Below are 21,921 nucleotides of genomic sequence, written 5' to 3'. Positions count from 1 at the left end.
TTTTAAATTGATGTTAAATAATTTGTAAAGAATATTTTCTGGGAGTCAAAAGCAATATCATCCAGATTTAATTCTTTTAGAGGAATCCACTTTGCTTCCGAAATTTCCGAAAGCTCCAGATTGACCTCAAATTTTTCCGAAACATTGTATTCGTAAAACAAATCAATCGTGTTATAATCGATTTCTTTATACTGATAAATGTTTGGAAGACTTGCTAAATATTTTAATTTTGAAATATCCACCTGTAGTTGCAATTCTTCAAAAAGTTCTCGCTTGCAGGTTTCTTCGGCGCTTTCCTTTGGATCGACAAACCCTCCGGCTAAATCCAATTTTCCTTTTTTTGGCTCACGGTTTCTTCTTGTAAGATAAATCTCGTCTCCGCATCTTATTACCACCGCAACAGCACCGGCAACGTTGTTGTATAAAGTAAAACTGCATTCAGGGCAGCTCCATTTTTTTTCACCGTCCCAGTGTAAAGATTCCTTGCCGCAACTCGGGCAGTATTTCAATATTTTCATTAAGCAATATTAATGTTTCTCGGATGAAAATTTAAAATTACATCTCGAAGTTCTTCTGTTTTCAGGTGGGTGTATATTTCCGTTGTGGTAATACTAGAGTGTCCCAGCATTTCTTGTATATAACGTAAATCTGCACCGTTTTGCAACAAATGTGTGGCAAAAGAATGTCTGAATGTGTGAGGTGAGATTTTCTTGCTTACACCTGCCTTGTCTGTCAGCTCTTTTATAATAAGGAATACGATTACTCTGGACATTGATGTTCCTCTGCTGTTCAGGAATAATGTATCCTCATACTTCTTATTGATTTTATTTTTCGAGCGTACTTCACCAATATATTTTTTCAGTAATTCCGCAGTATAATCAGCCAAAGGTACGAAGCGTATTTTATTTCCTTTTCCGTTGACTTTGATGTAATGTTCCTGGAAATTAATATTCGAAATTTTTATGTCAATAAGCTCTGAAACACGAAGCCCACATCCGTAAAGTACTTCAATAATGCATTGATTTCTCTTTCCTAAATCAGAATTTAACTCTATTGCGCTGATAATCTTATTGATATCAGGCAAGCTGAGTGTGTCAGGAAGATAGAGCCCTAATTTTGGACCTTCAAGCAAAGCGGCCGGATTGTCATCCCGAAACTCGTCTTCAAGTAAAAACTTAAAGAAAGCTTTTATGGAAGAAATCCATCTTGCCTGCGATCTTTCACTGAATTTTTGTTTGGAAAGGTTGAAGATATATTCCTGCAGATTTTCATATGCAATAATATCAGGACCTATGTTTTCTAGGTCTACTTCAGCGTATTCTTTTAATTTTTTGATGTCTCGCACGTATGCGTCGAGTGTGTTTTCTGAAAAATTTCGTTCGAAACGAAGAAATATTTCAAAATCCTTAATCTTTTCATCCCAAGTCATGTTGTGTTATTTTTTTAGTTCACAGTCCGATATTTGTTCTATTTCAATGTTATGGTTTCTCAAGAACGATATCCCATCATCGTCTGAATACTCATTGATATACACTAATCTGGAAATTCCTGCCTGTAAAATAAGCTTACTGCATTCTTTACAGGGAGATAATGTGAGATATAAGGTAGCGCCTTTTGCAGATTGAGTAGAAGCTGCTAATTTTAGTATAGCATTGGCTTCTGCATGCAACACGTACCAGTGTGTTTTTCCTTCTGTATCCTCACAGCAGTTTTCAAATCCTGAGGGAGTACCATTATAACCATCTGAAATAATCATCCTATCTTTTACAATAAGAGCTCCTACCTGTTTTCTTTCACAGTAGGAAAGTTTTGCCCATTCCTGAGCCATTTTTAGATAAGCCTTGTCAAACTTATTCATACCGCAGCATTGTTTTTGTTTTTCGAAATAATTTGTATTAAGGGTGGAAGTCTTTTAGAAGTTGGGCTTTCTCTTTTCAATAAAAGCTGCAACTCCTTCTTTTTTATCCTCAAGGTCAAAAAGTTCTCCGAAAGATTTGATCTCGGTTTCAAAACCATTGTCCGTATCAGATAAATTTACGGCATGTATTGCCTTTGATATTGCCATTGGTGAGTTTTTGGCAATAACAGATGCTAATTCTTTTGTTTTGGTTAATAATTCTTCGATAGAGTATACTTCATTTACCAGGCCGATTTCTTTTGCTCTTTGCGCAGGAATCATTTTGGCAGAGAAGATCATTTCATTGGCAATGCCTTTTCCTACAAGCTTCGGTAATCTTTGAGTTCCTCCGTAACCGGGAATTAATCCTAATGTTACTTCAGGTAAACCCAATTTAGCATTTTCCGATGCATATCTGATGTGGCAAGCCATAGCAAGCTCTAAACCTCCTCCCAAAGCAAAGCCATTTACGGCTGCGATGACAGGTTTATTCATATTTTCAATTTTATTAAACAGGGAGTTGTGTCCATTTCTGGCTAATTCTTCAGCTTTCTCCTGTCCAAAATCACTAAATTCTTTAATATCAGCGCCCGCAACGAAAGATTTTTCACCGCTTCCTGTAATAATAATAGCTCTACAGGATTCATCAGCATTCAGTTCGTCAAAAGCGCTACTAAGTTCCCGGATTGTTTTGGCATTTAATGCATTTAAACTTTCAGGTCTATTTATGGTAATGATAGATATTTTATCTTCTTTTTTTAATAATATATTTTCGTAACTCATATTTCCACTTTGAAATATTATTTTGTGCAAATTATAAATTTTTTACAAAAAAAAGGAAAAAAAAGTAATATTTTTTCCTTTTAATTACAAATATTGTTTGAATATGTTTATTTCGAGTGATTCATCATATTGGCATCAATATTTATATTTAATTGAGAAGCTACTTTCATGCCAAGTTCTATATTAGCTCTGAAAAAGTGGCATAGCTGACGGTTTATGATTTCATGTCTTTTTGGCCCGTCAATTCCTTTCATACTTCCAACGATGTTATTGATAAGGTTTTCTCTGTCCTCTGTATTCATCGCTTTTGAATATAGCAACCCTGGCTGGGTGTAGTGATCATCGTCGTTATCATTTCTGTTGTAATTGGCAACATGAGCGCTGTCTAATTCGTATTCGTAATTTTTATACGCTGAATCTGGTTTTATATCATCGAAACTATTCGGAAAATAATTGGGTTTATCCTGATAAAGGCTTGAATCTGCCATGAAACCGTCTCTCTGATAATTATTAACTTCAAAAGGACACCTGTTTACTTCCAATTGGTGAGAATTTACACCCACTCTGTATCTGTGAGCATCCGGATAAGAGAATAATCTTCCCTGAAGCATCTTATCTGGTGAAAAGCTTATTCCGTTAATTAGATTACTTGGTGAAAAAGTAGATTGTTCTACATGAGCAAAATAATTCGCAGGAATTTCATTGAGCTCTATTTCTCCAACCTCAATTAATGGGAAATCATTATGGAACCAAACCTTTGTAATATCGAAAGGATTCCATCTGAAATCTCTTGCTTGTTCTTCTGTCATCACCTGGATATACATTGTCCATTTTGGAAAATCTCCATTTTCAATGGCATTACAAAGATCTTCCTGTGCAAAATCAGGATTTTCGCCCGCCATTTTTACAGCCTCATCATTTACAAAATTTTTGATTCCCTGTTTTGTTTTAAAATGAAATTTTACCCAAACCCGCTCATTTTTATCATTAATCATTGAAAAAGTATGAGAGCCAAAACCATGCATATGTCTGTATCCGTAAGGTGTTCCTCTATCAGACATTAAAATTAAAACCTGATGTAAAGATTCAGGATTTAAACTCCAGAAATCCCACATCATGGTTGCACTTTTCAAATTTGTTTTTGGTACTCTTTTTTGAGTATGGATAAAGTCCGGGAATTTTTTAGCATCTTTAATAAAGAAAACTGGAGTATTGTTTCCTACCAAATCCCAGTTCCCGTCTTCGGTATAAAATTTTAGAGCAAAACCCCTGGGATCTCTTGCTGTATCCGCACTTCCTCTTTCCCCTCCAACGGTGGAAAAACGTGCAAACATTTTACAGGAATTTCCAATTTGTGAGAATAATTTTGCTTTTGTATATTTTGTAATATCATGTGTCACGGTAAATTTTCCATAAGCACCACTTCCTTTTGCATGAACGATTCTTTCCGGAATTCTTTCTCTTACGAAATGAGCAAGGTTTTCCTGAAGTATGAAATCCTGAAGCAATACCGGGCCTCTCGGGCCTACCGTTTGCGAGTCCTGATGATCAAAGTATGGAGCTCCGCTGCTTAACGTTAATTTTTTAGAATCCATAGAGTTATGATTTGTATGATTATTTCTTAATTATATTCGATTATGTAAAGGTAGTAAATATCAAATTTACCTGAATTTTTGATTGCCAATAGCAAAAACATTATATCTTTGTAATAGATAATATTAATCAGATGAACATTCAGCAATTGGAGTATCTTATCGCTGTAGATAAGTACAAACATTTTGGTAAAGCGGCTCAAGCATGCTTCATTACACAGCCTACACTTAGTGCAATGATACAAAAATTTGAGGATGAGCTTGATGTAAAGGTTTTTGACAGAACTACACATCCTATTCGTACCACAGATGTTGGGCTTCAGATTATTGATCAGGCTAAGGTGATTATAGAATCTGTCAATGAACTGAAAAATAAAGCAAATCTTTTGAATAATATTTTAGGAGGAACCATCAACTTAGGAATTATTCCTACTGTTTCTTCTTTTATTTTACCAACTGAGATTTTTAAATTCTTGGAAGATAATCCGAAAATTCAGATGAACGTAAAAGAAATGACTACGGATAATATTGTAAAAGCTTTGAAAGCTGGAGAATTAGATGCTGGTATTATTTCTACCCCTTATGATACGGCTGATGAATTTTATCAGGATTTCTTATTTAATGAGGAATTGATGATTTACAGCTCGGACACTGAAGCTAATAAGAAAAATTCTTATGTCGTTCCTGAAGATCTAAACGTAGAAAAAGTTTGGCTGCTGGAGGAAGGGAACTGCTTGAGAAACCAGTTTGAAAATATTTGTCATTTGAAAGAAAATACATTAAAACCTAAGAATTTAGATTTTCTTGCCTCAAATATTCAGACGTTGGTACATATGGTCGATAAAGTTGGAGGAATCAGTATTCTCCCAGAGTTGGCATTGAGCCAGCTTTCTGAAGAACAGAAAAAAAATGTTTTCAGATTCAAAAAACCTTTTCCTTATAGAGAGATCAGCATTATCTATTACAAACCGACATTTAAGCAAAAGATTATTGATGAATTATCACATTCTATTAGGGCTTCATTAGAACAAAAGCTTAACTATCATGAAAATCCGAAAGAATTCGTAAGCATAAAACCACAATAGTTTCTTTTTGCTAACGCCTGATAAATCATTAATTTAAAGAAAATTATAATTAGTAAACAAAAATTTTTGAGTATTAAAAAATAGTACTTAAATTTGCCAACGTTTACGAACGAGGAAAAATTTGACCTGATTGCAACCTCTATAAAAATATGCTAAAACAGTATTCCTTTTTTAGATTTTTTAGACAATTTTATTCTTATTTTTCTTCGTAATATTTTTTTTAATCTAAAAAAACAAAGAATAATATGTCTTACTTATTTACGTCTGAATCAGTTTCAGAAGGACATCCGGATAAAATCGCAGATCAGATTTCTGATGCATTAATTGACCATTTCTTAGCATACGACAAAAGCTCAAAAGTAGCTTGTGAGACTCTTGTTACAACAGGACAGGTAGTTTTGGCTGGAGAGGTGAAGTCTGATGCCTATCTGGATGTACAGACTATTGCAAGAGAAGTTATCAACGGAATTGGCTATACGAAAGGAGAATATATGTTTAATGGTGATTCATGTGGAGTTATTTCTGCAATTCACGAGCAGTCTCCGGATATCAACCAAGGTGTTGACAGGGCTGTAAACGACGAATCTTTCGAAGCTAAAGCAAATGCTCAGGGTGCGGGTGATCAAGGGATGATGTTTGGTTATGCAACTAATGAAACGGCTAATTATATGCCTCTTGCATTAGACTTGGCACATACTATTCTTAAAGAGCTTTCTGCAATCAGAAGAGAAGATTCTGAAATCAAATATCTTCGTCCTGACGCAAAAAGCCAGGTTACAATTGAGTATTCTGATGATCATAAACCGGTAAGAATTGATTCTATCGTAGTTTCTACTCAACACGATGATTTTGGAAGTGAAGAAGAAATGTTGAACAAGATTCGTGAGGACATCAAAAATATTCTGATTCCTAGGGTTGTTGCTCTGCAATCTGAAGAAATTAAAGCTTTATTTAATGATCAGATTAAATATCACATCAACCCAACCGGTAAGTTTGTAATTGGTGGCCCTCATGGAGATACAGGTCTTACAGGCAGAAAAATTATCGTTGATACCTACGGTGGAAAAGGCGCTCACGGAGGTGGTGCTTTCTCCGGAAAAGATCCTTCAAAAGTAGATAGAAGTGCTGCTTATGCCACAAGGCATATTGCTAAAAATTTAGTTGCTGCAGGAGTTGCCGATGAGGTTTTGGTGCAGGTTTCTTACGCAATTGGTGTGGCAGAGCCTTGTGGTTTATACATCAACACCTACGGAACTGCAAAAGTTGATCTTCACGACGGGGAAATTGCTAAAAAAGTTTCTGCGATTTTCGATTTGAGACCTTATGCAATCGAACAAAACTTAAAATTAAGAAATCCTATTTATCAGGATACGGCATCTTACGGCCACATGGGAAGAGAGCATTATATAGGTGATAAGACTTTCAATAAAGGTCATAAAAACGAATTAACTCTTACAGGTTTGGAATTCTTTACTTGGGAGAAATTAGACAAGGTAGACGAGATTAAAACCGCTTTCGGAATTTAATTTTAGTTTTAAAGAATATAATTGACTGCTTTACCTCCGGATAAGGCAGTTTTTTTTAATTTTACACTTAAATAAAAGATATGAACGTCAGATTCGCAATTATAATCCTTTTGGTATTTTTCCTAAGCACATTTGCAAGAGCTCAATATACAATGCATAAAATGATTACTGTGGGGTATACTTATCAAAATCAAAGCTTTGGAGAAGTAGGAGGCAAGTTGCTTTTCTTAAAAAATGATGATGTGATTTACAGATTAGGAGGATCTGCCTTAATGGGTTCTGCCAATTCTAAATTTGCTATTATGCCAAAACTACAGGCAGATATTTTGTTAAATTTTCAGAAAAATGTAGATTTTTATCACTCGTATTATTTTTTGGCAGGAGCTGAAGGAACCAACAAATATATCGCACCGAAAATAGGGGTCTCACTATTCGGAATTCTTGATCTTACAGGAGGATATGCTTTTCCAATAGGGAACTCCGGAATAAACGGTAAAGAATTAAAAGGGTTGAATGTTAATTTCACACTAAATATCCCTACTGTATTCATTCACGATATGCTTAAGTGACTTTTTTTAAATTTTTCTCGTAAAAATTTAATAATAGGTTAACAGTTATTAAAAAATTATTATATTTACACCTATAAAAATTGTACTGCCTATTGATCCGACTTTACTCTAAAGAATTGTTTTGTATTTACAATGAGAGCCAGATAAAATATCTGGATGATGAATTGTCTACAAATATATTATTGAGAAGAAGTTATGAAATCAAAATCGGATAGTTTACTAATTTCCCTTTATCAAAAAGGAGACGAAGAGGCGTTGTCAACACTTATTCATCGTCATCAGAGAGAACTGTTTACATTCATTTATTACAAAATTAATGATGAAGATTTAGCGAATGATGTTTTTCAGGATACATTCATGAAAATTATTGTAATGCTAAAAGAAGGACGCTATAACGAAGAAGGAAAATTCATTCTTTGGGCAAAAAGAATTGCACACAATCTTATTATCGATCATTTCAGGCTGAAAGCTAAAAATATCAAAGTTTCGGAAACTACTTTCGAGACAGATGAATATTCTATTTTTGATTTAATAAGAGAACCTTCAGAAAATATTGAAGATCAATTGGTAACAAACCAGATTCAGGAAGATTTGCTGAGAATGCTACAGTTTTTACCACAAAATCAGCAAGAAGTAATTAAATTGAGGTTTTTTGACGGGCTGAGCTTTAAAGAAATTGCAGACCATACCGATATGAGTATCAATACTACGCTTGGAAGGGTACGATATGCATTAATAAACCTGAGAAAAATCATGGATGAAAATAATATTGTCTTGACCAGATAGATAATAATTTTCTAAAATTTTCGTTTTAAAGAAAAACATGTTTCGCCTATGAAAAAAAATGATTCTTTAAAAGTGAAAACTTTGAAACCGAAAAAACAAACAATTGATTTTTTGCTAAGCTTTTCCAAAAGTCTGGAAATAGCAAAAGGTAAAACCGCAAATTTTCCAATTTCCAAAAATTAAATTGAGTAATTTTGTGCTGTATGAAAATTCAGCACATTTTTTTTGACCTCGATAATACACTTTGGGATCACCGCAAAAACGCTTATCTTACTATCCAGGATCTTTTCGAAAAGGAAGAAATTACTTCAGAATATAATATCAGCTTTGAAGATTTTCATTCTGTTTATCACGGAATTAATGAAAATTTGTGGAAAAAAATCAGAGACGGGATTATTGATAAGGGATATCTGAGGAAGCATCGTTTTTATGATACTTTTAAACATTTCGGTATTGAGGATGAAAAACTTTCAATGTATTTTGAGGAACATTTTTTAGATAAAATTTTGAATCATAATGAACTGGTGGAAAGCGCAGAATATATTTTAGAATATCTTAAAGCCAAAAACTATACTTTGCACATTATTTCCAACGGATTCAAAGAAGTAACAGAAAGAAAATGTATTTTATCAGGGATCGATAAATATTTTCAAACCATTACGAGTGCAGATAGTGTAGGGGTGAGAAAGCCAAAACCCGAGATTTTCGAATATTCTTTAGGACTTTCTGATGCTAAAAAAGAAAACAGTATTTTGATTGGTGACGATTGGATAGCGGATGTTGTCGGAGCTCAGAATTTCGGAATGGATGTGATTTTCTTTGATGTTTTTAATGAAAATAAAGAAAAGGAGGTGAAAGTGATTAAACATCTTCTGCAGCTTAAAGATTATTTATAAAGCAAAAAGCCTCTCATGTTGAAAGGCTTTTGTTATTTTAAAAAAACTTGGAATTAAAGTCCTAAACTTTCTCTTACTCTTTTGATAGTTTGTGTTGCAACTACTCTTGTTTTTGCTGCTCCTTCCTGAAGTTTTGCTTCCAGTATATCAAGGTTGTTCATATAATATGAGAACAATTCTCTTTCTTTCCCAAATCGGGTAAGAATCAAATCTAAAAGCTCTTTTTTAGCATGACCATATCCGAAGTTTCCGGCTAAATATTTTGCTCTTAATTCTTCAGTCTGTTCAGGTGTCGCGATGAGCTGGTAAATTGCAAATGTTTTATCAGTCTCGGGATCTTTAGGCTCTTCCAGTGTTTTTGAATCGGATTCTATGCTCATTACCTGTTTCTTCAAATCTTTTTCAGGTAAGAAAATATTGATGATATTTCCTCTTGATTTTGACATTTTATGACCATCAACTCCGGGAACATATTTTGTATTTTCCTGAAGCTCAGATTGGGGCAAAACAAAAACTTCCCCCATCTGATTATTAAATCTAGAAGCTACATCACGCGCAATTTCCAAATGTTGAAGCTGATCTTTTCCTACAGGTACAATTTCTGCATCATACAATAAAATATCTGCTGCCATCAGAATAGGGTAAGTAAACAAGCCTGCATTTACATCCTGAAGCCTGTCTGCCTTATCCTTAAATGAATGAGCCAACGTTAATCTCTGATAAGGAAAAAAACATGATAAATGCCAAGAAAGTTCACAGGTTTCAGGAATGTCACTCTGCCTGTAAAAAAATGTTTTTTCAGTATCTAATCCACAAGCAAGCCAAGCCGCAGCAATCTCGTAGGTATTTTGTTTTAGTTCTTTTGCGTCTTTAATCTGTGTCAACGAGTGTAAATTTGCAATAAATAAAAATGATTCATTTCCTTCCTGTTTTGATAGCTCAATCGCAGGAATGATTGCACCCAACAAGTTTCCAAGGTGTGGGGTTCCGGTGGCTTGAATGCCGGTAAGAATTCTTGACATTGTTTAAAATTTATTTTTAAAATTAATGAATTGCAAATTTACAAGGTTTGATGGGATTTAAAAAACTTATGGAATCAAAATTTTCTCTCCTCCAAACTTAGGTGCGACTCCTAAAATCAAATCCCAGTATGCTTTTGCTTTTGCCAAATACTCTCTTATGTTGGTTTTAAACCCGGCATATTTATTTACATCATTTGCATTGTATCCAAATGCTTCAATTCCATATTGTTCAGCTAAGAAAACAGCCCTTTCATTATGGAACTTTTGTGAAATGATAACCAATTTCGTCTGACCAAAAATTTCCTTGGCTCTCACTACAGAATCTAATGTCCTAAAACCTGCATAATCAAGGAAAATTTTATCTTTGGGAATTCCGTATTTCATGAGCATAAACTGCATGTCTTCCGGCTCATTATAATCTTTTGTGCTGTTGTCACCACTTACGATGATATATTTTATTTTTCCGCTTTTGTATAAATCAATGGCAGCTTGAATACGATTGTAAAAATAGGTATTAGGAAGTCCGCTGTTTAGATTTTTGCTGGTTCCGAGAAGTAAAGCTGTCTTTGTTTCCGGAACATCTGCGATATTATAAGAGACAAAATTGTTACTGTTTTTTTTGATGCTGTAATTTGCCCAGGCAATAAAAATAATTCCTGCAACGATAAGAAGCAGGAAAATTGTAAATAAAGTTTTAATTAATTTTTTCATTTGAGTGTAAATTATTCTAAAATTCGAGGCCGTTCGGGAAAGCCTTTTTTCTGAAAATTAATAATAAAATAGCTCCTACAGTAATTGCTGAATCTGCGACATTGAAAATATATTTAAAAAATTCTATATGTTTTCCTCCTATGATCGGAAAATTTTCAGGAACGTTCCAGTCTACTAAAGGAAAATGAAGCATATCAACCACACAGCCTCTCATAAAAGTAGAATAACCCTGTCCGAACGGAACTACTTTGGAAATCCCGCCATACCCAATCCATCGGTCTATACTTGGGTCATAAACTGTTCCGCTGTCAAAAATCAAACCATAAAACATCCCGTCAATAATATTTCCTATTGCTCCTGCAAAAATAACAGCCATTGGAATGATAAGATAATTGGATGCTCCTTGCTTGAGCCATTTTTTAAACATATAAACCATCCCTCCAATCAGGAAAAGCCTCAGAATAACCAGAAAATACTTCCCAATCACTCCTCCAAAATGAAGTCCGTATGCCATTCCCGGATTTTCTACAAAAGTCAGCTTGAAACCAGGAAGAATCGAAATACTGTCATCCAGATTAAAGTGTGTTTTTACGTAAATCTTTGAAGCCTGATCAATTAATAAGATAAGAAATGTTACAGCTACTATCTTTTTCATTATAATCCTTTTGGTTTAAACGGTTTTCCTATTTTTTCGTTTTTCTTGTCAACGATTTTTTTGATGGTCTTCTGATTATGGTGTGTATTCTTAGTATGGAATTTCTCGAACTTAATATTCATCTCTTTTAGAACACTTTTTAAAGCATTCAGTTCCATTGCATTTTTAGTATGTACTATTATGGATTCCATTTTTTCTTGGTTTAATTTTATTTTTTAGACAATTCGTTCAGTCGTTTTCTGTCTTTTGCAGACAGGTCATTGATGCCGTTTTTGCCTATTTTACTTAAAAGTTCGTCGATTTCTTTTTCCCTTTCCCGTTTATCAGAGTTAAACTTGTCATCAATAGTATAATTTTTTTGCTTATCAGGAAAGAACCTGCTTTTGATCCAATCCCTGTTTGAAAATCCTAATACTGCAACAATTATAATTCCTAAAATTAATAATCCGGTCATGGGTATAAATTAAAAATTAGGTTTATAAAGTATTTCATGAAATACGATATAAACCCAAAATTATTTTAACTAACCTTAGTGGTTATTTTTGCATATTTTTCGCTTCGATGCTCAATGTAGCATGAGGAACAGCCAACAGTCGTTCTTTAGGAATCAGTTTACCTGTTACTCTGCAAACGCCGTAAGTTTTATTTTCAATTCTTATTAAAGCGTTCTTCAAATCACGTACGAATTTTTCCTGTCTACCGGCCAAAATAGAATTTTGTTCTTTACTCAATGTCTCTGCACCCTCTTCAAATGCCTTGAATGTAGGAGAAGTATCATCAGTACCATTATTTTGATCATTGATAAAACTCTCTCTGATTAGTTGTAAATCTCTTTCTGCTTTTTCTATTTTTTCCTTAATGATAGCCTTAAATTCCTGTAAATCAGCATCACTGTATCTTACTCTTTCGTCTGACATGTTCTTTTCTCTTTTTTAATAAAATTATGAAATGGAATTTGAAAAACAATAACTATATGTTAATTTTTTTCAACATTTATCTTAAAATTAACCTCATCTATTTCGATTTCGTTAAAATTTGAAAGTGAAGATACAATTTCTATTTTATTTGACAAGACCTCAGATGAAATATATTCTTCATTTTTCTTAATGTCATGTAAGAATGGTGAAGATTCCTCCACGAAGATATTTATTCTGTCTGTCAAATCGAAATCCTTATCTTTTCTCAAGTTTTGAACCCTATTAATGAACTCTCTTGCGATACCTTCAGATTTTAATTCATCTGTTAACGTCAAATCTAATGCCACAGTTGTTTTTCCGTCGGAAGTTACTGTCCATCCCGGGATATCTTTTGTTGAAATTTCCACATCTGAAAGCGTAATTTCATATCCCTGAACATCTATTTTTCCTTCTTTTTCCAGGCTTGAAATCTGTTCTGCATCAAGATTTGCAATCTCTCCTCCAACCACTTTCATATCTTTTCCTAATTTAGGGCCAAGAGCTTTGAAATTTGGTTTTATCTGTTTTACAATTAAATGCGATGCTTCTTCTGCATTGATGAGCTGTAATTCTTTCACATTTACTTCCTGCTTGATTAATTCTGCAACAGCCCATATTTGTTCTTCTGCTTTAGAATCCATTACAGGAACCAATACTTTTTGTAATGGCTGACGAACTTTTACATTTTCTTTTTTTCTTAAAGAGAAAACCATACTTGTAATGTTCTGTGCTAAGTGTGTTTTTTCAACCAAATCTTGGTCGATTAAACTTTCATCAGCAATCGGGAAATCTGTCAGGTGGACAGATTCACAGCTTTCCTTTCCTGTTACTTTATTTAAATCCTGATATAATTGATCCATAAAGAACGGAGCGATTGGCGCGGATAATTTGGCAACAGTCTCCAGACAAGTATATAATGTCTGGTAAGCCGATATCTTGTCATCTGTGTAATCTCCTTTCCAGAAACGTCTTCTGCATAATCTTACGTACCAGTTACTCAAATTGTCATTTACAAAAGTATTGATAGCTCTGGCTACTCTTGTTGGCTCGTAATCTTCGTAGAATGCTTTTACTTCTTTGATTAATAAATTTAATTCGGAAAGTATCCATCTGTCTATTTCAGGACGGTTTTCTGCTTCTTTTTCAGAATAATTGAACCCGTCAACATTTGCATACAAAGCAAAGAATGAATACGTATTGTAAAGCGTTCCGAAGAATTTTCTTCTTACTTCATCTATTCCTTCGATGTCAAATTTCAGGTTTTCCCAGGGATTGGCATTGGAAATCATATACCAACGCGTTGCATCCGGTCCGTATACTGAAAGTGTTTCAAACGGATCAACTGCGTTTCCTAAACGTTTTGACATTTTCTGACCGTTTTTATCCAAAACAAGCCCGTTACTCATTACATTTTTATAAGCAACCGAATCAAAAACTGCTGTTCCGATAGCATGAAGTGTATAGAACCAACCACGGGTCTGGTCAACACCTTCTGCAATGAAATCTGCAGGAAATGCTTTATTACTGTCGATTAATTCTTTATTTTCAAAAGGATAATGCAGCTGTGCATAAGGCATCGAACCGGAATCGAACCAAACGTCGATAAGGTCACTCTCGCGCTTCATTTCCCTTCCTGAATCTGAAACCAAAATTACTTTGTCAACCACATTTTTGTGCAAATCAACCAAAGAATAATTTTGTTCAGACATATTTCCAACCACAAAACCTTTGAACGGATTTTCTTTCATAAATCCTGCTTCAACAGATTTTTCAATTTCATTGTATAGTTCTTCTACAGAACCTATGATTTTTTCTTCCTTCAAATCATCTGTTCTCCAGATTGGCAACGGGATTCCCCAATATCTTGAACGGGAAAGATTCCAGTCATTTACATTTTCCAGCCAGTTGGCAAAACGCCCTTCCCCTGTTGCTTTTGGTTTCCAGTTGATTTCTTTGTTTAAATTCACCAATCTGTCTTTTACAGCGGTCATTTTTACAAACCAAGAATCCAGCGGGTAATATAATACTGGTTTATCAGTTCTCCAACAGTGTGGGTAACTGTGGACGTATTTCTCTACTTTGAAGGCTTTGTTTTCTGTTTTCAACAAAATTGCTAATTCTACATCCCAGGATTTCTCAGGGGCAGCTCCTTCGTCGTAATATTCGTTTTTGATATATTTTCCCGAGAATAATTCAGGAACATTTTCTCCTATAATAAATCTCCCTTGTAAATCTACCAACGGAACAAGATTATCATTTTCGTCTTTCACCAACATTGGCGGAATTTCTGCCTCTTTTGCCACTCTTGCATCATCTGCACCAAAAGTAGGCGCGATGTGGACAATACCGGTACCGTCTTCTGTTGTTACGAAATCTCCTAAAATTACTCTGAAAGCATTTTCAGGTGTATCATTTGGGGTAAACCAGGGAATTAATTGTTCATATTGAGTTTTAGCAAGTTTTTCCCCTGTGAATTCTTTTAATATTTTAAAAGGAATCGTTTTACTCTCTGAAGTATAATTTGCAAAATCCTCATCTGTACCCTCAGTATATTTTTTACCGAAAACTTTAGGCAAAAGAATCCTTGCCAAAACAACTGTTACGGGCTCAAATGTATATTGGTTGAATGTTTTTACAACAACGTATTCAATATCTCTGCCCACAGCAAGGGCCGTATTTGATGGCAATGTCCAAGGAGTTGTTGTCCATGCTAAGATATTTACATCTCCCTCTACATCATTAAATAATTCGGAAGATTCTTTTTTTACTTTAAATTGGGCTATAATCGTAGTGTCCGAAACATCGCGATATGTTCCTGGCTGATTCAATTCATGTGACGAGAGTCCGGTTCCTGCTTTTGGAGAATATGGCTGAATGGTGTAACCTTTGTATAATAATTCTTTATCATACAATTGCTTCAATAGCCACCAAACCGTCTCCATATATTTTGATTTATATGTGATGTAAGGATCATCAAGATCTACCCAATATCCGATTTTCTCAGTAAGGTTATTCCAAACGTCTGTATAACGCATTACCGCTTCACGGCAAGCTTTGTTGTAGTCTTCAATAGAGATTTTTTTGCCAATATCTTCTTTAGTGATTCCTAATTCTTTTTCTACGCCTAGTTCCACAGGAAGTCCGTGTGTATCCCAACCCGCTTTACGGAAAACCTGCTTTCCGTTTTGAGTCTGATAACGACAGAAAATATCCTTTAATGCTCTAGCCATAACGTGGTGAATTCCGGGCATACCGTTTGCAGAAGGCGGGCCTTCATAAAAAACAAACTCAGGTTGCCCTTCACGAATCTCAACACTCTTATTGAAAGTTTTATTCTGTTTCCAGAATTCCGCTACATTCTCTGCTATGTCAATAAGGTTGAGGTTTTTGTATTCTTTAAATTGGCTCATTGTAATAATCTCAATATCGTTGATTAATTAAGTTGGCAAATTTACTAAAATTTGTCGGTTTATAATATATGTTTTATTTTGATATCATCTATTAAAAAGTTCTGTTTCAGAAATGTAAATGCCGGAATTAATTATTTATGAATTATCGATGGTGAAATGTGAGTTTTGTGAATCATTTTCCTTCGCAGTTTTCCATAGATGCTCGCTAATTTTCATAAATAAATGCACCTGAAAATCTGCGTCATCTGCTAAATCGGTAAGAATTTATTTTTTAATTATTGTTTTAAATTTCGTAATTTTAAAATAACACTTAAAACCATTTGTATGAAAGCTTTTCCCCGATTGATATTTCTTTTTTGTTTTATCAACAGCATTGCAATATTTGCTCAGAATAATTATCCTCAAAATTATTTTCGAAATCCTTTAAATATTCCTATTAATCTTGCAGCCAATTTTGGGGCTGTCCGCGCCAATCATTTTCATATGGGATTGGATATCCGTACTAACAGCCAGGAAAATTTACCTGTAGCTGCGGCGGCAGATGGTTATATAAGTCGAATAAAAGTTGAGCGGTACGGATTTGGAAATGCAGTATACGTCACACATCCGAATGGTTACACAACTGTTTATGCCCATTTAAATACATATTTTGATAAACTCGATGAATTTGTAAAAGAAAAACAGTATAAAGATGAAAAATGGGAGCAGGATATTACTTTTTTACCCAATCAGTTTCCTGTGACGAAAGGACAGTTAATTGCTTTGAGTGGAAACACAGGAGGTTCGGCAGGACCTCATTTACATTTTGAAGTCAGGGATACAAAAACGGAAGAATGCATCAATCCTTTATTGTTCGGTTTTAATATTCCTGATAATATTGCGCCGATTATCAGTGAGTTGTATTGGTATGACAGACGTTTTAGCACTTATGAGCCTGGAGCGAATGGAATTGCTGTCAAAAAAGCAGGAAGTGTTTATACTTCAAATGTTATTCAGGTCAGCTCACCATTAATTAGTTTTGCGATAAAAGCGGTGGATAAAGCTAATCAGGGTTTTAATCTGGGAATTTATAATGCCGAATTATTGATGGATGGCAAATTGGTTTACAATTTCAAAATTGATAGGATAGGCTATAATGATACACGTTACATCAACGGTTGTATTGATTATACAAAATTTGTCCGTGATAAGATGAGTCTTCAGCACTTGTCGGCCTTGCCGGGAATGAAATTGAAAAATTATAGTTCCGGTTCTGATGGAATTATCAATCTTCAGGATAATGAAATTCATAATATTGAAATTATTTTAAAAGATGTCAGCGGGAATACAAGCCGATTAACCACAAAAGTTCAGTTGGGCAACCCATCATCAGATAAAATTTTAACAAATAATAAAGCGGTTTCTCCAAATGAATCAAAAACGATTAAAACTGAAAATGCAGAGATCAATTTGAGTAACAGGGCCGTTTATGATGCTGTTAACTTTAATATGTATGAAAAATCGGATGCATACGCTGTTTCAAATACAATTGTTTTAAATAACCCATACATTCCGATTCATGATTATTTTACATTAAAAATAAAACCCAACAGGAAATTAACCAAAGAAGAAAAAGATAATGCCCTTATTGAGCTTAATTACGGAAGCGATAAGAATATACTCAAAGTAAAATGGAATGGTGATTGGGCAGAAGGGCAACTCAACAGGCTGGGAACTGCAAGGTTATTATTGGATGATAGTTTGCCTGCTGTTTCTCCGAGCTGGAAAGATGGGACACTTGTAAATGTAAACTCATTAAGATTGAAAGGAAGAGCCAAAATTGGGGATATAGAATCTTTCCATGCAGAATTGGATGGGAAATGGCTTCGTTTTGCCCGTTTAAAAGATGATTTTGTATATATTTTTGATGAAAAATGCCCGAAAGGTTCCGGATTGCACACGTTAAAAGTCACAACAATTAACACGGCTGGAAATATCAATACACAGACCTTTGTTTTTCAGAGATAAAAATGTTTTTACGCAGATTATATACAGATTGCGCCAATGATCTGTGAAAATTCGTGCAAATCTGTGTGAGAATTTTTTAATCCTTCAATCTTTTAATTTTAATTAAATAAATTTGTTCTTTAAAAATAAAAACCATTGGAATTCTATCCATCAATTGAAAAATCAGACATTCAGGAAATAAAAAAGTTTCAGGAGCAAAAACTTCAGGAGCTTTTAACGTATCTTGAAAACAACTCACCATTTTATCAAAAAATATTTAAAGAAAACAATATCAGCATTTCAGATATTCAGACTTTGGAGGATTTGCAGAAAATTCCAACTACAACAAAAAATGATTTGCAACAATATAATGATGCTTTCTTTTGTATCACACCGGATAAAATTGTTGATTACAGTACAACTTCAGGAACGCTGGGCGACCCTGTAACTTTCGGATTGTCTGACAGCGACCTTGAAAGACTGGCTTACAATGAAGCAATTTCTTTCGCCTGTGCAGGAATCAGGAAAGGGGATGTTGTGCAGATGATTACGACTATTGATAAAAGGTTTATGGCAGGGCTTGCGTATTTTTTAGGATTAAGAAAAATGGGAGCGAGCGTTGTCAGAATGGGCCCCGGAATTCCAGAATTACAATGGGATTCAATTTTCAGATATCAACCAAAATACCTGATCACCGTTCCTTCATTTTTGTTGAAAATGATTGATTATGCAGAAAAACATGGGATAGATTATAAAGCTTCCAGCGTTTACGGGGCAGTTTGTATCGGGGAGAGCATCAAAAATCAGGACTTTACAGATAATATTCTTTCACAAAAGATTAAAGAAAAGTGGAATATTAAGTTATTCTCAACGTATGCTTCTACGGAAATGAGCACAGCTTTTACAGAATGTGAATATCAAATCGGAGGACATCATCATCCTGAATTAATTATCACAGAAGTTCTTGATGATGGGGGAAATATTGTTAAAGAAGGCGAAAGCGGAGAATTGACGATTACAACTTTAGGTGTTGAAGCGATTCCTTTATTAAGATTTAAAACCGGAGATATTGTAAAAGCGCATTATGAACCATGCCAATGCGGAAGAAATACGATGAGGTTGGGACCTGTCATTGGGAGAAAGCAACAGATGATAAAATATAAAGGAACGACTTTGTATCCACCTGCTATGAACGATATTTTGAATGATTTTAATAATATTTTGTGCTATCAAATCGTTATTCAGTCGAATGAAATAGGGTTAGATGAAATTATCATTAAAATAAGTACAGACAGTGACTCTGAAAATTTTGTAAACGAAGTAAGAGATCATTTCCGGGCAAAATTGAGGGTGAGCCCGAAAATTGAAATCATTGATTTTGATATTTTGTCTAAAACAGTGTTTAATCCAAATAGTAGAAAGCCCGTTACATTTATAGATTTAAGATAAACGAATCCTATTTAACCATGAAAAAAACATTATTTTTATTTTTAATAATTCTTTCATCATGCCTTACAGCCCAAAGAGTTAAAGTAATTTCAGGAGATTATAACTTTTTAAAAGATCAAAAATTCATTAAAGTAGTTTTCAAATTTGAAGGTGTCACTTTTACCAAGAAGAAAATCAGTGAAGTGCAATATGTCGCTAATAGAATGGGGGAAATTGAAAAAAGAAGTGGTAAGGAAGAAGCTGAAAAATGGAAGAATGATTGGGAATATTCAAAAGCAAAGACTTTTCAGGATAAATTTCTGGCTTCCTGGAATAAAAATACAGATATAAAAGCAGCAACAAATTTTGAGATGACGAAATATACCCTAATTATGGAACCAACATGGGTTTCTCAAGGTATTTTTGGAGGAATAGGCAGTATTCCTGCCGAGATGAATTCTAAAATGTCTTTCGTGGAAACCGATAATCCGGATAATATTTTAATGGTTGTTGAAGGAATAAAAGCTACGGGAGATAATGTAATTGGAATTCCCAATAACAATGACAGAATTGCTGAATGTTATGCGAAAACTTCAAAGATGCTCGCTCTAAAGGTTGATCATTATACTAAAAAATAAAGGCCAGTTCAAAATGACTTTTACATTCTATTTCTAAAAAATTAAATAAAATTATAAACTATGAAAAAATTATTTTTGCTATTGTTTGTGGCAATTATGACGACAGCTTTTGCTCAAAATCAGATTAATATCATTCAGGGAAACTTTGATTTTTTAAAAGATCAGACTGAAGTGAATGTTCAATTAAAATTCGATAATGCTGTTTACCAGGAGAAAAATTTTACAGAAGAACAATATCTTGAGAACAGGAAAGCAGATATTACGGCTAAAAAAAGCGAAGAAGTTTGGAAAAACTGGAATTATCAGTGGGACAGGTTTAAATCTACAGAATTTCAGGAATATTTCTTTAAAGGTGTAAATAATAGAGCGAAAAAAGTTTTTTTCAGAAATAATGTTAAAGCAAAATATACTTTAATTATTGATGCAAAATGGATTTATGCAGGATGGTATGGCGGAATGATTGGTTCTCAGGAAGGAAAACTTGATGCTGATCTGACTTTTGTGGAAACTGATAATCCTTCAAATATTGTGATGAAACTACAAGCAGATAAAATTCTGGGAAGACAAATGAATAAAGATTTTTCTTGGGAATATGGAAGAATTGCTGCTACATATGAGATTCTGGGGAAAAAATTAGGGAAAGAAATCAAAGAAGCTTTGAAATAAAAAACAAAAAACGGCCTGAATTTTCAGGCCGTTTTTTTATTGTTGTTGCTTCTCCATCTTAATAAGATTCGCAAGATTTTTTATGACTGTATCATGCTTTTTCACAAAAGGATTGTCTTTATTCCATACGTAACCTGCTAAAACAGCGCATATTTTTCTTTTTACATCTTCATTTTCAGGTCGGTGGAAAAATAATTCCTGAAGATTTCCGGTGTACCATTCTTTTACATAAGTAGTAAAAACATCAACTCCGTATAAAATATAATCTGTATAGTCTTTCTGCCAGTCGATTTTTTCGCCATTCAACTGTCTTAACGCTAACTTTGCAGCCAACATACCTGATTCTGTTGCAAAAGCCATCCCTGAAGAAAAAACTGGGTCTAAGAATTCCGAAGCATTTCCTGTCAACGCAAATCCATCTCCAAATAAACTTTTTACAGAACAAGAATAATCTTTCAGGTGTCTTGGCTCAAAAAGAAAATCCACATTTCCAAAACGTTTTACATAATAATCAGAAAGAGAAATTGCTTTTTTCAACGCCTCTGTTGTATCTCCGTTTTCAGATAATTTGTCGATATATTCAGTTGGGCCTACAATTCCTACACTTGTATTTCCATTAGAGAAAGGAATTACCCATAGCCAGACTTCAGTTTCGATAATATCAAAAGAAATCAATGTCCCCTCCGTTCCTTCTTCTCTGTTGATATCCTCTACATGAGCAAAAATGGCAGAGTGAGGAGATAATTTTGAAGGTTTTTCTAAATCTAATAATCTTGGTAAAACTCTTCCGTAACCACTGGAATCGATTACAAATTTTGAATGAATTTCCTTCGTTTCGCCATTTTTATTTTTTACAGTGGTGATAGAATCAGTGCCGTTAAATTCAATACCGATTACTTCTGTTTCAAATTCAAGATCAATACCTTTATTAATCACTTCCTGAGCCAGAGTATTGTCAAAATCAGCTCTGGGGACCTGCCAGGTCCAGTCCCAGCCTTCCCCGAATTTATCACTGAAATCAAAGATACAAACTTCGTCTCCTCTTAAAAAACGTGCTCCCAATTTCTTTTCAAATCCCATTTTATCCAAAGCAGGAAAAAGCCCGGCTTCGTCAAAGTGATCCATTACTCTTGGAATTAAGCTTTCCCCGACAACCAATCTTGGAAACTTTGTCTTTTCGACAACTTTTACGTTGATATTGTTCTTCTTTAAGTATGAAGAAGATACGCAACCGGAAGGTCCGGCACCGATTACGAGAACATCAACAAATTCTTTGCTCATCTTTGATTTTTTATTTTAATAATAACTTCTATCT

Annotated in this window: 22 protein-coding genes; 9 read left to right on the top strand and 13 right to left on the bottom strand. The window is 34.2% G+C overall.

The window, feature by feature from the left end; all coding sequences use genetic code 11:
- Window positions 1-2 precede the first annotated feature (2 nt).
- The 5 genes from ACM39_RS16060 to ACM39_RS16040 all read right to left on the bottom strand — a co-directional run bounded on the left by ACM39_RS16060 (window position 3) and on the right by ACM39_RS16040 (window position 4,275).
- Window positions 3-518, bottom strand: coding sequence for an NUDIX hydrolase (locus tag ACM39_RS16060; RefSeq protein ID WP_048512062.1), 516 nt, complete (start codon window positions 516-518; stop codon window positions 3-5).
- Window positions 518-1,429, bottom strand: coding sequence for a site-specific tyrosine recombinase XerD (xerD, locus tag ACM39_RS16055; protein ID WP_048512061.1), 912 nt, complete (start codon window positions 1,427-1,429; stop codon window positions 518-520). Before xerD ends, ACM39_RS16060 begins: the two co-directional genes overlap by 1 nt.
- A 6-nt stretch (window positions 1,430-1,435) precedes the next feature.
- Window positions 1,436-1,858, bottom strand: a complete 423-nt coding sequence (locus tag ACM39_RS16050) for a deoxycytidylate deaminase (protein ID WP_048512060.1) — start codon at window positions 1,856-1,858, stop codon at window positions 1,436-1,438.
- A 54-nt stretch (window positions 1,859-1,912) separates the two neighbouring features.
- Window positions 1,913-2,680 carry an enoyl-CoA hydratase/isomerase family protein gene (locus tag ACM39_RS16045; RefSeq protein WP_048512059.1) on the bottom strand — a complete coding sequence of 256 codons (768 nt, stop codon included), beginning with the start codon at window positions 2,678-2,680 and terminating at the stop codon, window positions 1,913-1,915.
- A gap of 107 nt (window positions 2,681-2,787) precedes the next feature.
- The gene (locus tag ACM39_RS16040) at window positions 2,788-4,275 is read right to left on the bottom strand and encodes a catalase (protein ID WP_048512058.1); all 1,488 of its coding nucleotides are present in this window, start codon (window positions 4,273-4,275) and stop codon (window positions 2,788-2,790) included.
- A gap of 131 nt (window positions 4,276-4,406) precedes the next feature.
- On the opposite strand from ACM39_RS16040, the gene ACM39_RS16035 reads away from it, so the two are divergent.
- From ACM39_RS16035 to ACM39_RS16015, 5 genes are all read left to right on the top strand, one after another.
- The gene (locus ACM39_RS16035; protein WP_048512057.1) at window positions 4,407-5,357 is read left to right on the top strand and encodes a LysR substrate-binding domain-containing protein; all 951 of its coding nucleotides are present in this window, start codon (window positions 4,407-4,409) and stop codon (window positions 5,355-5,357) included.
- Between the two features lie 245 nt (window positions 5,358-5,602).
- The gene (gene metK / locus ACM39_RS16030; RefSeq protein ID WP_048512056.1) at window positions 5,603-6,883 is read left to right on the top strand and encodes a methionine adenosyltransferase; all 1,281 of its coding nucleotides are present in this window, start codon (window positions 5,603-5,605) and stop codon (window positions 6,881-6,883) included.
- 80 nt (window positions 6,884-6,963) lie between these two features.
- On the top strand, window positions 6,964-7,452 hold the full coding sequence (locus tag ACM39_RS16025; protein WP_048512055.1) for a hypothetical protein: 489 nt from the start codon (window positions 6,964-6,966) through the stop codon (window positions 7,450-7,452).
- A 195-nt stretch (window positions 7,453-7,647) separates the two neighbouring features.
- On the top strand, window positions 7,648-8,238 hold the full coding sequence (locus ACM39_RS16020) for an RNA polymerase sigma factor (RefSeq protein ID WP_048512054.1): 591 nt from the start codon (window positions 7,648-7,650) through the stop codon (window positions 8,236-8,238).
- Between the two features lie 203 nt (window positions 8,239-8,441).
- The gene (locus ACM39_RS16015) at window positions 8,442-9,134 is read left to right on the top strand and encodes a YjjG family noncanonical pyrimidine nucleotidase (protein ID WP_048512053.1); all 693 of its coding nucleotides are present in this window, start codon (window positions 8,442-8,444) and stop codon (window positions 9,132-9,134) included.
- A 53-nt stretch (window positions 9,135-9,187) separates the two neighbouring features.
- Here the strand turns inward: ACM39_RS16015 and trpS are convergent, their stop codons facing one another.
- The 7 genes from trpS to ileS all read right to left on the bottom strand — a co-directional run bounded on the left by trpS (window position 9,188) and on the right by ileS (window position 15,888).
- Window positions 9,188-10,156 (bottom strand): tryptophan--tRNA ligase, encoded by a 969-nt coding sequence (gene trpS, locus ACM39_RS16010; protein WP_048512052.1) that lies wholly within the window; start codon window positions 10,154-10,156, stop codon window positions 9,188-9,190.
- A 66-nt stretch (window positions 10,157-10,222) separates the two neighbouring features.
- Entirely contained in the window at window positions 10,223-10,867 is a 645-nt protein-coding gene (locus ACM39_RS16005) for a vancomycin high temperature exclusion protein (RefSeq protein ID WP_048512051.1), read from the bottom strand.
- Between the two features lie 16 nt (window positions 10,868-10,883).
- Window positions 10,884-11,522, bottom strand: a complete 639-nt coding sequence (locus tag ACM39_RS16000) for a lipoprotein signal peptidase (RefSeq protein ID WP_048512050.1) — start codon at window positions 11,520-11,522, stop codon at window positions 10,884-10,886.
- Window positions 11,522-11,713: a DUF2683 family protein gene (locus ACM39_RS15995; RefSeq protein WP_048512049.1), complete on the bottom strand. Its 192-nt coding sequence runs from the start codon at window positions 11,711-11,713 to the stop codon at window positions 11,522-11,524. Before ACM39_RS15995 ends, ACM39_RS16000 begins: the two co-directional genes overlap by 1 nt.
- A 17-nt stretch (window positions 11,714-11,730) precedes the next feature.
- Window positions 11,731-11,976 (bottom strand): DUF6576 domain-containing protein, encoded by a 246-nt coding sequence (locus tag ACM39_RS15990; RefSeq protein WP_048512048.1) that lies wholly within the window; start codon window positions 11,974-11,976, stop codon window positions 11,731-11,733.
- Window positions 11,977-12,058: 82 nt separating this feature from the next.
- On the bottom strand, window positions 12,059-12,439 hold the full coding sequence (locus ACM39_RS15985) for a TraR/DksA family transcriptional regulator (RefSeq protein ID WP_034726982.1): 381 nt from the start codon (window positions 12,437-12,439) through the stop codon (window positions 12,059-12,061).
- A 59-nt stretch (window positions 12,440-12,498) separates the two neighbouring features.
- On the bottom strand, window positions 12,499-15,888 hold the full coding sequence (gene ileS, locus ACM39_RS15980; RefSeq protein WP_048512047.1) for an isoleucine--tRNA ligase: 3,390 nt from the start codon (window positions 15,886-15,888) through the stop codon (window positions 12,499-12,501).
- 324 nt (window positions 15,889-16,212) lie between these two features.
- Here ileS and ACM39_RS15975 point away from each other — a divergent pair, with 324 nt between their 5' ends.
- The 4 genes from ACM39_RS15975 to ACM39_RS15960 all read left to right on the top strand — a co-directional run bounded on the left by ACM39_RS15975 (window position 16,213) and on the right by ACM39_RS15960 (window position 20,606).
- Window positions 16,213-17,895, top strand: a complete 1,683-nt coding sequence (locus ACM39_RS15975; RefSeq protein WP_048512046.1) for a M23 family metallopeptidase — start codon at window positions 16,213-16,215, stop codon at window positions 17,893-17,895.
- A 135-nt stretch (window positions 17,896-18,030) separates the two neighbouring features.
- Window positions 18,031-19,323 (top strand): phenylacetate--CoA ligase family protein, encoded by a 1,293-nt coding sequence (locus ACM39_RS15970; RefSeq protein ID WP_048512045.1) that lies wholly within the window; start codon window positions 18,031-18,033, stop codon window positions 19,321-19,323.
- 17 nt (window positions 19,324-19,340) lie between these two features.
- The gene (locus ACM39_RS15965; RefSeq protein WP_048512044.1) at window positions 19,341-19,940 is read left to right on the top strand and encodes a hypothetical protein; all 600 of its coding nucleotides are present in this window, start codon (window positions 19,341-19,343) and stop codon (window positions 19,938-19,940) included.
- A 60-nt stretch (window positions 19,941-20,000) separates the two neighbouring features.
- Window positions 20,001-20,606: a hypothetical protein gene (locus tag ACM39_RS15960; RefSeq protein ID WP_131701471.1), complete on the top strand. Its 606-nt coding sequence runs from the start codon at window positions 20,001-20,003 to the stop codon at window positions 20,604-20,606.
- Between the two features lie 36 nt (window positions 20,607-20,642).
- Here the strand turns inward: ACM39_RS15960 and ACM39_RS15955 are convergent, their stop codons facing one another.
- On the bottom strand, window positions 20,643-21,887 hold the full coding sequence (locus ACM39_RS15955) for an NAD(P)/FAD-dependent oxidoreductase (protein WP_048512042.1): 1,245 nt from the start codon (window positions 21,885-21,887) through the stop codon (window positions 20,643-20,645).
- Window positions 21,888-21,921: the final 34 nt, after the last annotated feature.

The organism is Chryseobacterium sp. FH2, from assembly GCF_001045455.1.
Classification (GTDB): Bacteria; Bacteroidota; Bacteroidia; order Flavobacteriales; family Weeksellaceae; genus Chryseobacterium.
Note: the sequence above shows the minus strand (reverse complement) of the source record. Positions and strands in the feature narration are given on the sequence as shown.

What these genes read in the sequence shown, in the direction of transcription:
- ACM39_RS16060 (WP_048512062.1), bottom strand. Translation starts at nt 518, where the DNA reads ATGAAAATATTGAAATACTGCCCGAGTTGCGGCAAGGAATCTTTACAC.
- xerD (WP_048512061.1), bottom strand. Translation starts at nt 1,429, where the DNA reads ATGACTTGGGATGAAAAGATTAAGGATTTTGAAATATTTCTTCGTTTC.
- ACM39_RS16050 (WP_048512060.1), bottom strand. Translation starts at nt 1,858, where the DNA reads ATGAATAAGTTTGACAAGGCTTATCTAAAAATGGCTCAGGAATGGGCA.
- ACM39_RS16045 (WP_048512059.1), bottom strand. Translation starts at nt 2,680, where the DNA reads ATGAGTTACGAAAATATATTATTAAAAAAAGAAGATAAAATATCTATC.
- ACM39_RS16040 (WP_048512058.1), bottom strand. Translation starts at nt 4,275, where the DNA reads ATGGATTCTAAAAAATTAACGTTAAGCAGCGGAGCTCCATACTTTGAT.
- ACM39_RS16035 (WP_048512057.1), top strand. Translation starts at nt 4,407, where the DNA reads ATGAACATTCAGCAATTGGAGTATCTTATCGCTGTAGATAAGTACAAA.
- metK (WP_048512056.1), top strand. Translation starts at nt 5,603, where the DNA reads ATGTCTTACTTATTTACGTCTGAATCAGTTTCAGAAGGACATCCGGAT.
- ACM39_RS16025 (WP_048512055.1), top strand. Translation starts at nt 6,964, where the DNA reads ATGAACGTCAGATTCGCAATTATAATCCTTTTGGTATTTTTCCTAAGC.
- ACM39_RS16020 (WP_048512054.1), top strand. Translation starts at nt 7,648, where the DNA reads ATGAAATCAAAATCGGATAGTTTACTAATTTCCCTTTATCAAAAAGGA.
- ACM39_RS16015 (WP_048512053.1), top strand. Translation starts at nt 8,442, where the DNA reads ATGAAAATTCAGCACATTTTTTTTGACCTCGATAATACACTTTGGGAT.
- trpS (WP_048512052.1), bottom strand. Translation starts at nt 10,156, where the DNA reads ATGTCAAGAATTCTTACCGGCATTCAAGCCACCGGAACCCCACACCTT.
- ACM39_RS16005 (WP_048512051.1), bottom strand. Translation starts at nt 10,867, where the DNA reads ATGAAAAAATTAATTAAAACTTTATTTACAATTTTCCTGCTTCTTATC.
- ACM39_RS16000 (WP_048512050.1), bottom strand. Translation starts at nt 11,522, where the DNA reads ATGAAAAAGATAGTAGCTGTAACATTTCTTATCTTATTAATTGATCAG.
- ACM39_RS15995 (WP_048512049.1), bottom strand. Translation starts at nt 11,713, where the DNA reads ATGGAATCCATAATAGTACATACTAAAAATGCAATGGAACTGAATGCT.
- ACM39_RS15990 (WP_048512048.1), bottom strand. Translation starts at nt 11,976, where the DNA reads ATGACCGGATTATTAATTTTAGGAATTATAATTGTTGCAGTATTAGGA.
- ACM39_RS15985 (WP_034726982.1), bottom strand. Translation starts at nt 12,439, where the DNA reads ATGTCAGACGAAAGAGTAAGATACAGTGATGCTGATTTACAGGAATTT.
- ileS (WP_048512047.1), bottom strand. Translation starts at nt 15,888, where the DNA reads ATGAGCCAATTTAAAGAATACAAAAACCTCAACCTTATTGACATAGCA.
- ACM39_RS15975 (WP_048512046.1), top strand. Translation starts at nt 16,213, where the DNA reads ATGAAAGCTTTTCCCCGATTGATATTTCTTTTTTGTTTTATCAACAGC.
- ACM39_RS15965 (WP_048512044.1), top strand. Translation starts at nt 19,341, where the DNA reads ATGAAAAAAACATTATTTTTATTTTTAATAATTCTTTCATCATGCCTT.
- ACM39_RS15960 (WP_131701471.1), top strand. Translation starts at nt 20,001, where the DNA reads ATGAAAAAATTATTTTTGCTATTGTTTGTGGCAATTATGACGACAGCT.
- ACM39_RS15955 (WP_048512042.1), bottom strand. Translation starts at nt 21,887, where the DNA reads ATGAGCAAAGAATTTGTTGATGTTCTCGTAATCGGTGCCGGACCTTCC.